The organism is Nonomuraea sp. AD125B (assembly GCF_041402765.1).
Classification (GTDB): Bacteria; Actinomycetota; Actinomycetes; order Streptosporangiales; family Streptosporangiaceae; genus Nonomuraea; species Nonomuraea bangladeshensis.
This window is the reverse complement of record NZ_JBGLOU010000032.1, coordinates 1-13516: the sequence shown is the minus strand read 5'-3', so window position 1 is coordinate 13516 and position 13516 is coordinate 1. Positions and strand designations below refer to the sequence as shown.

General features: G+C 72.4%; 14 protein-coding genes. 6 read left to right on the top strand and 8 right to left on the bottom strand.

Features of this window, described 5'->3' with window-relative positions; translation table 11 throughout:
• The first annotated feature begins 6 nt into the window (after positions 1 to 6).
• The 3 genes from ACBR40_RS45905 to ACBR40_RS45895 are packed head-to-tail and all read left to right on the top strand — an operon-like array spanning position 7 to position 2737.
• Positions 7 to 543, top strand: a complete 537-nt coding sequence (locus ACBR40_RS45905) for a hypothetical protein (RefSeq protein WP_371252826.1) — start codon at positions 7 to 9, stop codon at positions 541 to 543.
• Entirely contained in the window at positions 540 to 1238 is a 699-nt protein-coding gene (locus tag ACBR40_RS45900) for a response regulator transcription factor (RefSeq protein ID WP_344205817.1), read from the top strand. Before ACBR40_RS45905 ends, ACBR40_RS45900 begins: the two co-directional genes overlap by 4 nt.
• Before the next feature lie 5 nt (positions 1239 to 1243).
• Entirely contained in the window at positions 1244 to 2737 is a 1494-nt protein-coding gene (locus tag ACBR40_RS45895) for a HAMP domain-containing sensor histidine kinase (RefSeq protein WP_344205819.1), read from the top strand.
• 76 nt (positions 2738 to 2813) lie between these two features.
• Here the strand turns inward: ACBR40_RS45895 and ACBR40_RS45890 are convergent, their stop codons facing one another.
• Positions 2814 to 4208 carry an FG-GAP and VCBS repeat-containing protein gene (locus ACBR40_RS45890; RefSeq protein WP_371252825.1) on the bottom strand — a complete coding sequence of 465 codons (1395 nt, stop codon included), beginning with the start codon at positions 4206 to 4208 and terminating at the stop codon, positions 2814 to 2816.
• A 67-nt stretch (positions 4209 to 4275) separates the two neighbouring features.
• Between ACBR40_RS45890 and ACBR40_RS45885 the strand changes: the two genes are divergently transcribed.
• Positions 4276 to 5505, top strand: a complete 1230-nt coding sequence (locus tag ACBR40_RS45885) for a cytochrome P450 (protein WP_371252824.1) — start codon at positions 4276 to 4278, stop codon at positions 5503 to 5505.
• Here ACBR40_RS45885 and ACBR40_RS45880 read toward each other — a convergent pair whose 3' ends face one another.
• Together ACBR40_RS45880 and ACBR40_RS45875 are read right to left on the bottom strand one after the other, a co-directional pair.
• Positions 5506 to 6906: an MFS transporter gene (locus ACBR40_RS45880; protein ID WP_344205822.1), complete on the bottom strand. Its 1401-nt coding sequence runs from the start codon at positions 6904 to 6906 to the stop codon at positions 5506 to 5508.
• Positions 6903 to 7634 (bottom strand): TetR/AcrR family transcriptional regulator, encoded by a 732-nt coding sequence (locus tag ACBR40_RS45875; RefSeq protein ID WP_371252823.1) that lies wholly within the window; start codon positions 7632 to 7634, stop codon positions 6903 to 6905. Before ACBR40_RS45875 ends, ACBR40_RS45880 begins: the two co-directional genes overlap by 4 nt.
• A gap of 51 nt (positions 7635 to 7685) precedes the next feature.
• On the opposite strand from ACBR40_RS45875, the gene ACBR40_RS45870 reads away from it, so the two are divergent.
• A complete protein-coding gene (locus ACBR40_RS45870) occupies positions 7686 to 8834 on the top strand; it encodes a Fic family protein (protein WP_371252822.1) in 1149 nt (382 codons plus the stop codon).
• Here ACBR40_RS45870 and ACBR40_RS45865 read toward each other — a convergent pair.
• A complete protein-coding gene (locus tag ACBR40_RS45865; RefSeq protein ID WP_344205826.1) occupies positions 8818 to 9462 on the bottom strand; it encodes a biliverdin-producing heme oxygenase in 645 nt (214 codons plus the stop codon). The two genes, ACBR40_RS45870 and ACBR40_RS45865, sit on opposite strands and share 17 nt — an antisense overlap.
• Before the next feature lie 181 nt (positions 9463 to 9643).
• On the opposite strand from ACBR40_RS45865, the gene ACBR40_RS45860 reads away from it, so the two are divergent.
• Positions 9644 to 10066 (top strand): type II toxin-antitoxin system VapC family toxin, encoded by a 423-nt coding sequence (locus ACBR40_RS45860; protein WP_371252821.1) that lies wholly within the window; start codon positions 9644 to 9646, stop codon positions 10064 to 10066.
• A 4-nt stretch (positions 10067 to 10070) separates the two neighbouring features.
• On the opposite strand, the gene ACBR40_RS45855 is transcribed toward ACBR40_RS45860, so the two are convergent.
• From ACBR40_RS45855 to ACBR40_RS45840, 4 genes are all read right to left on the bottom strand, one after another.
• The gene (locus ACBR40_RS45855) at positions 10071 to 10271 is read right to left on the bottom strand and encodes a hypothetical protein (RefSeq protein WP_371252820.1); all 201 of its coding nucleotides are present in this window, start codon (positions 10269 to 10271) and stop codon (positions 10071 to 10073) included.
• On the bottom strand, positions 10268 to 11287 hold the full coding sequence (locus tag ACBR40_RS45850; protein ID WP_371252819.1) for a phenylacetate--CoA ligase family protein: 1020 nt from the start codon (positions 11285 to 11287) through the stop codon (positions 10268 to 10270). Before ACBR40_RS45850 ends, ACBR40_RS45855 begins: the two co-directional genes overlap by 4 nt.
• A gap of 71 nt (positions 11288 to 11358) precedes the next feature.
• A complete protein-coding gene (locus ACBR40_RS45845; protein WP_344205828.1) occupies positions 11359 to 12018 on the bottom strand; it encodes a response regulator transcription factor in 660 nt (219 codons plus the stop codon).
• Between the two features lie 237 nt (positions 12019 to 12255).
• A partial coding sequence (locus ACBR40_RS45840; protein ID WP_371252818.1) for a sensor histidine kinase occupies positions 12256 to 13516 on the bottom strand: 1261 nt, incomplete at its 5' end.

The window sequence follows — 13516 nt, the reverse complement described above, 5'->3', positions numbered from 1 at the left end:
AGTCACATGTCGAAGCTCGACTCCTCGCCGTTCCCCGACGACCTGGGGGAGGAGCTCGCCGTCGAGCCGCGCCAGGGCAGGTCGAAGGTCACGCTGGCGCTGGCCGCCGGCGTGGTGCTGGTGGCCGGCATCCTCATCGGCATCCAGGCGGGCAAGCTCTTCGGCGACGACACGCCCGCCGTCGCCGGCGGGCAGCGCCCGGCGGCCGGCACCGGCCAGCAGCAGGGCGGCGGCCCTCCCGGCTACGGCCAGCAGCGGAACGGCGGCTTCCCCGGCGGTGGCCAGCGCATGGGCGGCGGCACGTTCGGCACCGTCGAGAAGGTCGAGGACGGCAAGGTGTACGTCAAGACCGCGGACGGCAAGACGGTCACCGTCACCACCACCGACCAGACCACGGTCCAGATCTCCAAGCCCGGCAAGGTCACCGACCTGGAGCAGGGCAGCGACGTCACCGTACGCGGCGAGCAGGGCGCCGACGGCTCGGTCACGGCCTCCGCCATCACCCAGGGCGGCCGGCAGTTCCCGGGAGGCGGACCGCGATGAGCCCCGAGCCCGAGGCCAGGCTGCTGGTGGTCGACGACGAGCCCAACATCAGGGAGCTGTTCTCGGCCAGCCTGCGCATGGCCGGGTTCGAGGTGCTGACCGCCGCCGACGGCCGGGAGGCGCTGCGGGTGGCCGAGGAGAGCAGCCCCGACCTGGTGATGCTCGACATCATGCTGCCCGACCTCGACGGCATGACGGTCGCGGGCCGGCTGCGCTCGCGCGGCCGGCGGGTCCCCGTCCTGTTCGTGACCGCCAAGGACACCCCCGAGGACCGCATCGCCGGGCTCGGCCTCGGCGAGGACTACGTGACCAAGCCGTTCAGCCTGGAGGAGACCATCGCGCGCATCCGGGCCGTGCTGCGCCGCACCCGGCGCGGCACCCCGCCGCCCAACCGGCTGCGCGTCGCCGACCTGGAGCTGGACGAGGAGACCCACGAGGTGTGGCGCGACGGCCTGCCGGTGAAGCTGTCGCCGACGGAGTTCCGGCTGCTGCGCTACTTCATGCTCAACGTGGGCCGGGTGCTGTCGAAGACGCAGATCCTCGACCACGTCTGGAACGGCGACTGGCGCACCGACGTCGGCCTCGTGGAGTCGTACGTCTCCTACCTGCGCCGCAAGGTCGACACCGGCGAGCACAAGTACCTGCACACCCTGCGCGGCGTCGGCTACATCCTGCGCCCGCCGCGCGGTCTGTGAACGCGATGCCGAGCAGGCTCCGCAAGCACCTGGCCAGGACGCCGCTGTGGCTCCGGCTGGTGTCGGCGACCCTGCTGCTGGTCACCTTGGCGATCACGCTGACCGGCCTGTTCGCGGTGCGGCTGCTGCGCGGCTACCTCGTGGAGCGGGTGGACCAGCAGTTGAGGGCCGCGGCCGCCCCGCGTGACGTGCTCCCGCCGCCGGAGCCGCGGCTCGCGGGCACCCGGCCGCAGCGCTTCCTCGGCCTGTTCCACGTGGTGGTGCTGGACGCGAGGGGCGCGCCGGTCCGTACGCTCAGCGAGTCCACCGCCGCGCACACGCCGAGCCTGCCCCGACTGGCCGCCGCCGACGTGGCCGAGCTGGGGGGCCGGCCCTTCACCGTCGAGTCCGTCGATGCCGCCGGGCCCACCTGGCGGGTCGTCGCCGTGCCGGGACGCGACGACGAGAGCCGGGTGATCGCCATCAACCTGGGCGACGTGGACGACACCGTCTCCCAGCTCGGCCTCATCGTCGCGGTGGGCGGTGGCGGCACGGTGATCGTGCTCGGCTTCGCCTGCCACTGGCTGGTACGCCGCAGCCTGCGCCCCCTCCAGGAGATCTCCCGCACCGCCAACGACATCGCGGGCGGCGACCTGTCGCGCCGCGTCCCCCTCTGGTCCGGCACCACCGAGGTCGGCAAGCTCGGCCGCTCGCTCAACACCATGCTGGCCCGCATCGAGGACGCCGTGCGCGAGCGCGAGGAGGCCGCCGAGTCGGCCCGGCGTTCCGCCACCGCGGCCCGCCGCTCCGAGGAGCTGATGCGCCGCTTCATGGCCGACGCCTCGCACGAGCTGCGTACGCCGCTCACCTCGATCAGGGGGTTCGCCGAGCTGTACCGGCTGGGGGAGGAGAAGGACCTGGACGAGGCCGTCCGGCTCCTCGGCCGCATCGAGGGGCAGGCGGCCCGCATGGGCCTGCTGGTGGAGGACATGCTGCTGCTGGCCCGGCTCGACCAGCGGCGCGCCCTCGCCACCCGGCCGGTCGACCTGCTCAGCCTGGCCGCCACGGCGGTGATCGACGCGCAGACGCTGGCCCCCGACCGGCGTATCGAGCTGGTACGCCTCTTCGGCGGCGACGGCGAGGTGCTGGTGACCGGCGACGAGCCGCGGCTGGCGCAGGTGCTGGGCAACCTCGTCGGCAACGCGCTCGCGCACACGCCCGCCGGCACGCCGTTCCAGGTGCGGGTGGGCGTGGACGGCGACCACGCCGTGGTCGAGGTGGCCGACGAAGGGCCGGGGTTCCCGCCGGAGGTGGGCGAGCGGGTGTTCGAGCGGTTCTACCGGGCCGATCCGGCGCGGAGCACGGGCGGGTCGGGGCTCGGGCTGTCGATCGCGGCGACGCTGGTGGAGGCGCACGGCGGGGTGATCGTGGCGGAGAGCGAGCCGGGCAAGGGGGCGCTGTTCCGGGTGATCCTGCCGGCGCACCGGCCGGGGGAAGGCACGGATCAGCCGAACCCGTAACGCGTGGCCGATCGCCTGGCGGCTGGGCGAAGGGCTCAGCTCCGCCGACGGCGGACCGGCCGCGGGAGGGCCCGGCTCAGCCGAAGGCGTAGCCGTACAGGCCGGTGCCTTTGGCGATCTCGCGGACCTGGCCGAGGCGCAGGCCCCGCGTCCGCGAGCCGGGCGCGTACATCACCAGCCCCTGGCCGGGGGCGGCCACCACGAGCCCCTGCGGCGCCCCGCCCCGCACCAGCGACTCGTTCCGCTCCAGCGATCGGAACCGTCCGCCGCCGGGCAGCGCCGCCAGTGCGGCGCCGAAGTCGCGTCCCTCGCCCTTGATCAGCAGGTTGCCCTTGCGGGTCAGCCCGCCGCCGGCGCTGCCGGCCAGCACCTGCACCGCGCGCTCGCCGGGCACGCCGATGGCGAGCTCGTCGCGGCCGTCGCCGTTGAAGTCGCCGGCCGCCAGCGCCGAGCCGAACCGGTCGTAGTAGCGGGGCCGCCCCTTGAGGGTGTTCTGCGACCACGCCTCGGCGCGAGCGGTGCTGAGGCCGCCGCGCGAGCCGTACAGGACGTCCACCGTGCCGTCGCCGTAGTCCATGGCCCGCTGGTTCGCGCTCAGGCCCTCGCCCGGCACGCCGATGGCGAGGTCGTCGCGGCCGTCGCCGTCGAAGTCGCCGGTGGCGAGCGCCGCGCCGAAGGCGTCCCACTTCTCGGCGGCGCCGGTGATGCCGGGGGTGCTCTGGGTGAGCAGCCTTGCCCGCTTGCGGTGTACGTCGACGACCGTGACCGAGCCCTGGCCGTCCTGCGTGACGCTGTCGGCGGGCGCGCCGACGGCCAGCTCGTCCCGGCCGTCGCCGTCGAAGTCGCCGGTGGCGAGCGCGGCCCCCCACTGGTCGGTGACCTGCGCGGACTGCCGCACCCACGTCGTCCGCTGCGTGATCACGTACGGCTCGCGGCCCTTCAGCCCGTACACGGCGACCGCGCCGCCCGAGCGGTGGCTGGGCGCGCCGACGACCAGCTCGTCCACGCCGTCACCGTCGAGGTCCCCGGCGGCGAGCGCGGCCCCGAACCGGTCGCTGGACGGCTTGGGCAGCGCCAGCTCCTCGCCCTTGACGAGCCCGGCGGGGGAGCCGCGGAAGACCTGCACGACCCCGTTGCCGTCGCCGCCGGGCACCCGCTCGCCTGCGAACTCCTCCGACACGCCGACCGCCAGGTCCGCGCACCCGTCGCCGTCGAAGTCGCCCACGGCCAGCGCCGAGCCGAACGAGTCGCCCGGCTCGGCCCCGTCGCCCTGGGTGAGGGTGACCTTCGTGCCGGAGCCGTACAGCACGGCCACCGAGCCGGCCCGGTCGCGGTCGTAGGGGGCGGCGACGGCGAGGTCGGCGCGGCCGTCGCCGTCGAAGTCGAGCGGGTGGCCGCCGCACGGGCGGGCCGCGGGAGCCGTGCCGGAGGCGAGCGGAACCGCCAGGAGGGCGGCGAGCAGCGCGTTCATACGACCAGTGATGTCCTCCCGGCGCGAACTCGGGCTTAACGCGGTGGGAACGTGCCAGGATAGTCGCGTGGACATCGATCTCGCGGATTTGGATTTCTGGCGCAAACCGCTGAAAGAGCGGCACGAGGCTTTCGCCCGGCTCCGTCAGCTGGAGCATCCGGTGTTCTTCCCGGAGAAGAAAGTGCCCTTCCTGCGCTCGGGCAAGGGCTTCTACGCCCTCGTCCGGCACGCGGACGTGGTCGAGGCCAGCCGCAACGCCAAGATCTTCTCCAGCGAGCCCGCGGTGACCAATCCCGAGCCGCCCGGCTGGATCAAGCAGGTGTTCGGCGAGTCCATGGTCAACATGGACGATCCCCGACACGCCCGGCTGCGCCGCATCGTGACCCGCTCGTTCAGCCCCAAGATGCTGGCCGGCCTGCAGAGCGACATCGAGGCCGCCTGTGCCCGCATCGTGGACGACGTGGTCCGCGAGGGTCCCCGCGACTTCGTGTCGCAGGTCGCCGCCCGCCTGCCGATCCACGTCATCTGCGACATGCTGGACATCCCGCAGGAGCTGCGGGACAAGGTGCACCAGCACGTCGACATCTCCACCGCCTACACCGGCGTACGGCCCAGCCTGGCCCGCAGCGTCCAGATGGCCGGCCAGAACATGCTGGCCCTGCTCGCGCTCCAGCGCATGGTCATCAAGCTCGGCCACGAACGCGCCGCCGACCCCAAGGGCGACCTCGTCTCGCTGCTGGTCACCGCCAACGTCGACGGCGAGAAGCTGACCGACAAGGAGCTCGGCTCGTTCTTCTCGCTGCTGCTGGTGGCGGGCAACGAGACCGCGCGCAACACCATGGCCCACGGCCTGAAGATTCTCACCGACAACCCGGCGCAGCGCGAGCTGCTGATGAGCGACTTCGACAAGCACATCGGCAACGCCGTCGAGGAGATGGTCCGCTACGTCTCGCCGATCATGCAGTTCCGCCGCACGGTCACCGAGGACTACTCCCTGCGCGGGCTGGAGCTGAAGAAGGGCGACAAGGTCGTGCTCTTCTACGGCTCCGCCAACCGCGACGAGACCGTCTTCCCCAACCCGGACACCTTCGACATCACCCGCGAGACCAAGCCGCACGTCGGCTTCGGCGGCCCCGGCCCGCACTTCTGCCTCGGCGCCAACCTCGCCCGTCAGGAGATCCGCACGATGTACCGCGAGCTGCTGACCCGCCTGCCCGATCTGCGCGCGACCGGCGAGCCGGAGCTGCTGCTGTCCAACTTCGACAACAGCGTCCGCAGCCAGCCCTTCACGTTCTGATCATTCTGGGGCGAGCACGTTCGTCCGGATGGTCACGAACGTGACCAGCGCCGACACCGCCATCATCGCGGCGCTGACCAGCATCGCGGCCCGGAACCCGGCGTCGAACACCGGCGGGTTCTGGAACGCCTCGCCCACCAGCCCCACCAGGGGCGGCACGGCGGCCACCGCCAGCAGGCCCCCGGTGCGGGCCACCGCGTTGTTGACGCCGCTGGCGGTGCCCGCGTAGCGCTCGTCCACCGTGGCCAGCACGGTCGCGGTCAGCGGCGCGACCGCCGCCGACAGCCCGAGCCCGAAGATCGTCACCGCCGGCAGCACCCGCAGCGGGTACGACGCGCCGAACCCGATCGTGCTCATCGCCACGAACCCGGCGCCCGCCAGCAGGATGCCGATCGTCATCGGCCAGCGGGGGCCGTAGCGCTTGGCGACGTCCCCGGCCTTGGCCGACAGCAGCAGCATGAGGATGGTCGTCGGCAGCATCGCCAGGCCCGCCGCGATCGGCGAGAACCCCGACACCACCTGCAACTGCACGACCAGCAGGAAGAACGCCACGCCCATGGCGGCGTACATGACGAGCGTCACGACGTTGACCGCCGTGAACACGTGGTTCCTGAACAGTCCCACCGGCACCAGCGCGTCCGGCGACCGGCGCACCTCGACCACCACGAACGCCGCGGCCAGCAGCAGCCCCACGGCCAGCGGCACCGGCGCGCCCCCCTGGATCAACCCGTACGTGATCCCGGCCAGCGCCAGCGCCGCCAGCGCCGCGCCCAGCACGTCGAACCGCCCGGCCGCCTGCTCGTCCCTGGACTCCGGCACGTGCCGCACCGCCACGACCACGACCAGCAGCGCGAACGGCAGGTTGACCAGGAACGCCCACCGCCATCCCGCGCTCTGCACCAGCCAGCCGCCGAGCAGCGGCCCGGCCGCGCTGGCCACGCCGCCGAGCCCCGACCACGCCCCGACCGCCCGCGGCCGGTCGGCTCGGGCGAACGACGCCTGGATGATCGCCAGCGCGCCCGGCGTCAGCAGCGCCCCGCCGACGCCCTGGAGCGCGCGGGCGGCGATCAGGAACTCGATGTTCGGCGACAGCCCGCACAGCGCCGACGCGACCGCGAACCAGATCGTGCCGATGACGAAGACGGTGCGCCGGCCGTACCGGTCGCCGAGCGAGCCGCCCAGCAGGATCAGCCCGGCCAGCGTCAGCGTGTAGGCGTTGACCGTCCACTGCAGCCCGGCCATGCCCGCGTTCAGCTCACGCCCCAGGAACGGCAGCGCGACGTTGACGATCGTGCTGTCCAGCAGGGCCAGCCCGGAGCCGAGCACGGTCGCGAGCAACACCCACCGGCCGCGCGCGGACTTCAGCTCCAGATGCCCGCCGGCCTGAACGGGACCGCTCACTGCTCCACCGCAGCGCCCAGCTCGGCCGAACTGGCCAGGTCGGCCGGACTGCCAGGCTGAGCCGGACTGCCCAGCTCGGCCGGACTGCCTGCCTCCGCCCGCCCGACTGCCTCCCCCCGGCTGCCTGCCTCCGCCGGACTGCCCAGCGCCCGCAGGACGAACTCGGACACCAGCGCCGCCGCCGCCTCGACGGTGACGCTCCCGCTGATCAGCGGCACCCGCTCGGCGCCGATCACCGCCAGGACCATCCGCGCCGTCGCCGCGACGTCCACCACCCGGAAGTCGCCCGAGGCGGCCCCGCTCTCCAGGATCCCGGCCAGCACCCGCTGCATGGGCGCCACGTGCTCGGCGAGCTGCTGGTAGGCGTCCGGCCCGAGCGCCGCGCCGAGATCGGCCGCCCCCGGGTGCGGATGCGCCAGCAGCCCCTCCAGCTGCAGCCGTACGAACGCCCGCAGCCGGTCGGCCGGCGAGGCGCCGGCGGGCAGCTCACGCTCGTAGCTGTCGATGAAGTAGCTCGTCACCCGCTCGGTGAACGCCAGCAGCAGCGCCGCCTTGTCCGGGAAGTAGTTGTAGAGCACGGTGCGGGTGATGCCGGCCTCGCTCGCCACGTCGGTCATGGAGATCGCGTCGATGCCCTGCGTCCTCGACAGGCGCGAGACGGCCTGGAGGATGCGGTCGCGCGTCTGAGCACGATGCTCACCGATGGTGGCGGCCGAGATCCTGGGCATAGGCCCATGGTAGGCCCGCGGCGGATGATCCGTTCATGCTTCGATGTCCTCATGCTGTACGGCACGCCCGTCCTCGAAGCGGCGGACCAGGTGGTGCTCGACGAGGTCGGGGACATGCGGCGGGACCTGACCCGCCGTCTCGCCGAGACGCACCGATGGGACGGCCAGTTGCGGCGCCACCTCCAGGCCCGCGCCATCCAGGGCTCGAACTCCATCGAGGGCTACCAGGCGAGCGTGGAGGACATCCAGTCGATCATGGCCGGCGAGGAGCCGCTGGACGCCTCTGACGCCGTGGCCAAGGAGATCGGCGGCTACCAGCAGGCGCTCACCTGCATCGCGCTCCTGTCGAAGGCCCCGTTCTTCCGCTACGACCTCGGCATGCTCAACGCGCTCAACTTCATGATGATCGGCCACCACCGCCACAACACCCCTGGGCTGGTACGCCCCGGTCCCATCTACATCCGGGACTCCCTCTCCCGCGAGGTCGTGTACGAGGGCCCCGACGCCGCCCTCGTCCCCGGCCTCCTCGACGAGCTAGTGGGCTGGCTCAACGACGGAGACCTGGACCTGCCGAGCCACGTCCGGGCCGCGATGGCCCACCTCAACCTCGTCAAGATCCATCCCTGGCGCGACGGGAACGGCCGCATGTCGCGCGCCCTGCAGACCCTCGTCCTCGGCCGCGACCAGATCACGACACCGGAGTTCTCCTCGATCGAGGAGTGGCTGGGCCGGCATCGGGTCACCGTCGACTACTACGACGTGCTGGGCGCGGTCGGCGGCCGGCACTGGCAGCCGCACGGCGACACGCTCGCGTGGGTGCGCTTCTGCCTGCGCGCCCACCACCTGCAGGCCCAGCGCGTACGCCAGCGCCTGGCCGAGGCGGGCGAGGTGTGGACGCTGCTCGAAGGCGAGGTGGACCGCGACGGCCTCAACACGCGCTGCGTGTCCGCCCTGTACGAGGCTTTCGTCAGCCGCCGGGTGCGCCGCAGCCGCTACCAGGCCGACGAGGACCTCAGCCAGGGCCAGGCCGCCCGTGACCTGCGCGACCTGACCGCCAAGCGCTGGCTCCAGCCGTACGGGGAGACGAAGGGCCGCCACTACACGGCGGGCCCCCGGCTGGCGCGGCTCAAGGAGGAGTTCGCCGAGCGCGTCACGCCGCTGCGGGACCCGTACCGCCCGGGGGTCAGGCCGCGGTCCTGACGACGTCGAGCAGCTCGGTGAGGACGTCCGTGTTCAGCCGGTACGCCAGCCGCACCTCGCGGATCATCCGCTGCCGCTCGCGCTCGTCCAGGTCGAGGGCGTCCAGGCGGGAGCGGTAGTCGTTCTTGAAGCGGGGCAGGCTGCCCAGCTCGTCGAAGAAGTAGAAGTCGACGCCACCGCCCCTGTCGTAGCCGTAGATCTTCTGCAGCTCCATCCGGATGAACTGGCCGCCGGACAGGTCGCCGAGGTAGCGGGTGTAGTGGTGGGCGATGTAGCCGCACGGCCAGTCGGCCACCTTGCGGATCCGGTCGACCAGCGCGGTCGTGGACCTGGAAGGGGTGACGCGGTCGCGCCACGACGGGCCGTAGATCGTCGTGAGGTCGCGTTCGAGCGCCGCCTCGCGGTACAGCTCGGGGAAGACGAAGGCGCCCGCGACCGGGTGGTCGGCCAGCTCGCGGGAGACGCCGTCGAGGGCCACGTACGCGAAGTAGTGCTGAGCCACCATCTCGCCGTACTCGTGCTCGGTCAGGCGTCCCGCCATGAGCTCGGTCAGGTAGCCTTCGGCCTCGGCGGACTGGTGGTCGCCCCAGGTGGCGTTCCTCAAGGTCTCGGAGAACGACGTCGTCACGGCCCACCTCAATCGCACGGTACTTTCATGACGAAGTGTCACAAACACTGGGAGCGCACGTCAACCCTTTGATGACACCATGTCATCAAAGCCTGGTTTCCTTCTTCTGTACCCAGTGACGTGCGTACGAGTCTTCGCGGGATCGGAACCGTGACCTCCCCCGAGAGGTGAACTTCGACTGATGGACGTCGGCTACCTCCTCGACACGAACGTGGTCTCCGAAGTCCGCAAACGCAACGGCAGCCCGCACGTCAGGGACTGGATCGGCGGAGCTCATGGACCCACGCTCTACCTCAGCGCCCTGACCGTCGGAGAGATTCGCTGTGGAGCCGAGCTCCGCAGGCCCAAGAATCCAGCCCAGGCGACCCTTCTGGAACGCTGGCTGCACGCTCTTCACCGGCAGTTCGATGACCGCATCATCCCCGTCGCCCCAGAGGTCACGGAGGAATGGGGACGGATGAACGCCGTCCGTCCACTCCCGACCGCGGACGACTTGATCGCGGCGACGGCCAGGGTGCACGGCTGGACGCTGGTGAGCAGGAATGTGAAGGATTTCGCAGGGACCGGCGTGTCCGTGGTCAACCTCTTCGAACCGCTGAATTGACCGGTCAGCCGCGGGTGTAGCGGTGCTTGGCGCCGGGCGGGAAGTAGTCGGGGTCGCCGGTCTCGCGGAGCTGGATGTCCGGCCGCTGGCGGTGCGGCGGGACGTAGGCCGCGAACTCGCTGTTGAGGCGGAGCAGGTGGGTCAGCCCGTCGGCGCCCGGCCCCGAGCGGCCCTTCGTGTACGTCTTCGGCCGCAGCCACTTCACCGTCTCCTACTACGGCGCGAACGTCTACCCGGAGAACATCGCGATCGGCCTGGAACAGCGAAGCCGTGGTCGCGGGCGAAGCCGAGCAGGCGGTCGTACGGGAGCACGCCGCCCTCGTCGGCGATGTGATATCTGACCAGCGGGATGCCGTTGTCGCCGGAGAACAGCAGGGTCCCCGCGTCCTCCTCGAAGAAGCGCGCCTGCGGGTCGTACTGCAGGAGCGAGGGCAGTCGCGACGCGCCGAACAGCTCCCTGGCCGCCGCGGGACGGGCCGCGAGGAAGCGGCGCAGCTCGACCGAGAGCGGCGTCTCGTTCGCGAGGACGCCGGCGTCGGCGGTGCCGTACAGGGAGGCGATGCCGCGCAGCGGATCGGCGATCCCGGCCCGCTCGCACACCAGCGACCGCCATTCCTCGCTGAAGACCTCGCCCGCCGTGACCAGCTTGAGGTCCCACTCGTGCCAGGGCAGGTCCTCGGCGTCGATGACGTTCTTGAGGAACGGCGGATAGCCCAGCAGCACGACCTGGTCGAAGTGGGGGGCCAGCTCCGGCAGCACCCGGGCGATCTCCCTGCGGTCGGTGCCGGGGGCGACGACCGTGATCGGATAGCCGCGTTCGGCCAGGTGACGGCAGCAGTTGACGGTGAACAGGCCGCCCACCCAGGTGCCGAGCGCGAAACAGACCACGGCCAGCGTGCGGCGCTCCCCGGCCGCGAAGGAGTCGCGGAAGACCTCCTCGAAACGGGCGGCGACGGCCCGCTCGTCGGCGGCCGAACGCGGCCAGAACGACGGCACGCCGGTCGAGCCCGACGACACCGCGATCATGTCGCCGATCACGCCGTCGCGGCACAGGTCGGGCAGCGGGTGACGGCGGACGTAGCCGTCCTTCGTGGTCATCGGCAGCCGCCGGAAGTCCTCAAGGGTCCGGACGCGGGCGGGATCGACGCCGTGCTCGGCGAGGAACGCGCCGTAGGCGGGGACGGTCGCCGCGGCCTGCTGGAAGAGCTCAACCGGTTCCACCAGCCGACTGTACGATCTCCGGCGTCCCGGCGCACCCTCCACCTGCATCCCCGGTTGTCCCGCCTGGGCGGTCATTCCCCAGGGCGGACCAGGCCGTTCTCGTAGGCCCAGACGATGGCCTGGGCCCGGTCGCGCAGCCCGAGCTTCATGAGCACCCGCCCGACGTGCGTCTTGACCGTCTGCTCGGCCACGAACAGCTTGTCGGCGATCTCCTGGTTGGACAGCGCCTGCGCGACGAGCGTCAGCACCTCCGTCTCGCGTTCGGTCAGCTCGGCCAGCCGCCGCCCCGCCGCCGGCCGGGGCGCGCCCAGCCGGGCGAACTCGTGGATCAGCCGGCGGGTGACCTGCGGAGCCAGCAGCGCGTCCCCGGCCGCCACCACGCGCACCGCCTCGGCGAGCTGCGCCGCCGAGGCGTCCTTCAGCAGGAAGCCGCTGGCTCCGGCGCGCAGGGCCTCGTACACGTAGTCGTCGAGGTCGAACGTCGTCAGGATCAGCACCTTCGGCGGCCTGCCGCCGCCGGACAGCAGCTCCCTGGTGGCCTCCAGGCCGTTCATGACCGGCATGCGGACGTCCATGAGCACCACGTCGGGGGCCAGCTCCGCCGCCCGCCGGATCGCCTCCCGGCCGTCGGCCGCCTCGCCCACGACCTGGATGTCCGGCTGCGCGCTCAGGAACACCGTGAACCCGGTGCGCACCATCCCCTGGTCGTCGGCGATCAGAACCCGGATCAACCGTCCCCCCTCTCTCCGCCGCTCACCGGTCCCCCTTCTCCCGCCCGCTCACCGGGCACCTCTGTCCTGCCTGCCCGCCGGCCGTCTTCTCCTGGGCGCCGGGCTCCGTTCCTCGACACCGGACACCATTCTCCCGGCCACCGTGCTCCGTCGCCCGCGGCGCTGGCGCGTGGCGCAGGGTGGCCCGTACTGCGCGGCCCGTTGCCCGGCCATCGGCCGGCGAGGGGTGCCGCCTGCTCATCTGTCGTCCGTCTCGTTCGCGGCGGTCCTCGGGGCGGTGATCGGCAGGGTCGCCGCCACCTCGAAGCCGCCGCTCGGTGTCGGGCCCGCCGTCAGCGTGCCGCCCAGCAGGGACGCTCGTTCGCGCATGCCCACCAACCCCTGGCCGGCTCCTGGTGGCCCGCCGTCGCCCGTGCCCCGGCTGTTGGCCACGCGGAGCCGTAGCTCGTCGCCCTCGCGGAGGAGCTCCACGCCCACGGCGGCTCCGGGCGCGTGCCGCATGGCGTTGCTCAGCGACTCCTGCACGATCCGGTACGCCGACAGCTCCACGGCCGGCCCCAGCCCGTCCAGCGGCCCGGACCGCTTGATCAGCACCGCCAGCCCCGTGGAGCGGGCGTTGGCCACCAGCTCGTCCACCCGGTCGAGGCCGGGCTGCGGCGTGGTCTCGGTGCGGCCGTCCTGGTCGCGCAGCACCCCCAGCACCTGCCGCAGCTCCGCGATGGCCTCCAGCGACAGGTTGCGGATCTCCGCCAGGCCCGCCTCCAGCTGCACCGGGTCCCCGGCCGCCTTGATCGGCACCGCCTCGGCCTGGATCGCGATCACCGACATGTGGTGGGCGACCACGTCGTGCAGCTCGCGGGCGATGCGGGCGCGCTCCTCCAGCACCGCCTGCGCGTCCTGCGCGAGCCGGCTGCGCCGCTCCTCCTCGGCCAGCCGGGACGTCGCGGTGCGCCGCACCCGTACGTTGTGGCCGAACAGCACGACCACGGTCACCACGACCGTGACGACGGCCATCGAGTCGGGGTGCGCGATCCACGCGGTCAGCATGGTGAGGACCCACACGGCCAGGGTGATCCGCCGGTCGCAGCGCACGGCGACGGAGTAGAGCACCAGCAGGTAGGACAGCACGGTGAAGACCGGGTAGGGCGGCTCGCTGACACGCAGGGTCGTCCACAAGGAGAGCGGCAGCAGCGCGAAGGCCGTACGCCAGGCCGCGAGCGGCCATCGGTCGCGCAGCGCCACCGGCAGCGCGGCCGCGACGGCGCAGAGCAACGCGAGCGTCCCCGGGGTCGGCACCGACATCCGGCCGCCTGCTTCGGCCACGATCGCCCAGACCCTCACCATGTCCTGGGTCGTGAGGAAGAGGATGACGGCCATCAGGAGCTCGGCCGTCCGCACCAGGCTGAGCCGTTCGACCGGGACCAGCACCCGGAACCCGCGTGGCACGGGGAGCGACAGGCGGCGTGATCGGGGCGGGGGGTCGGCGTTGCCCCGGAAC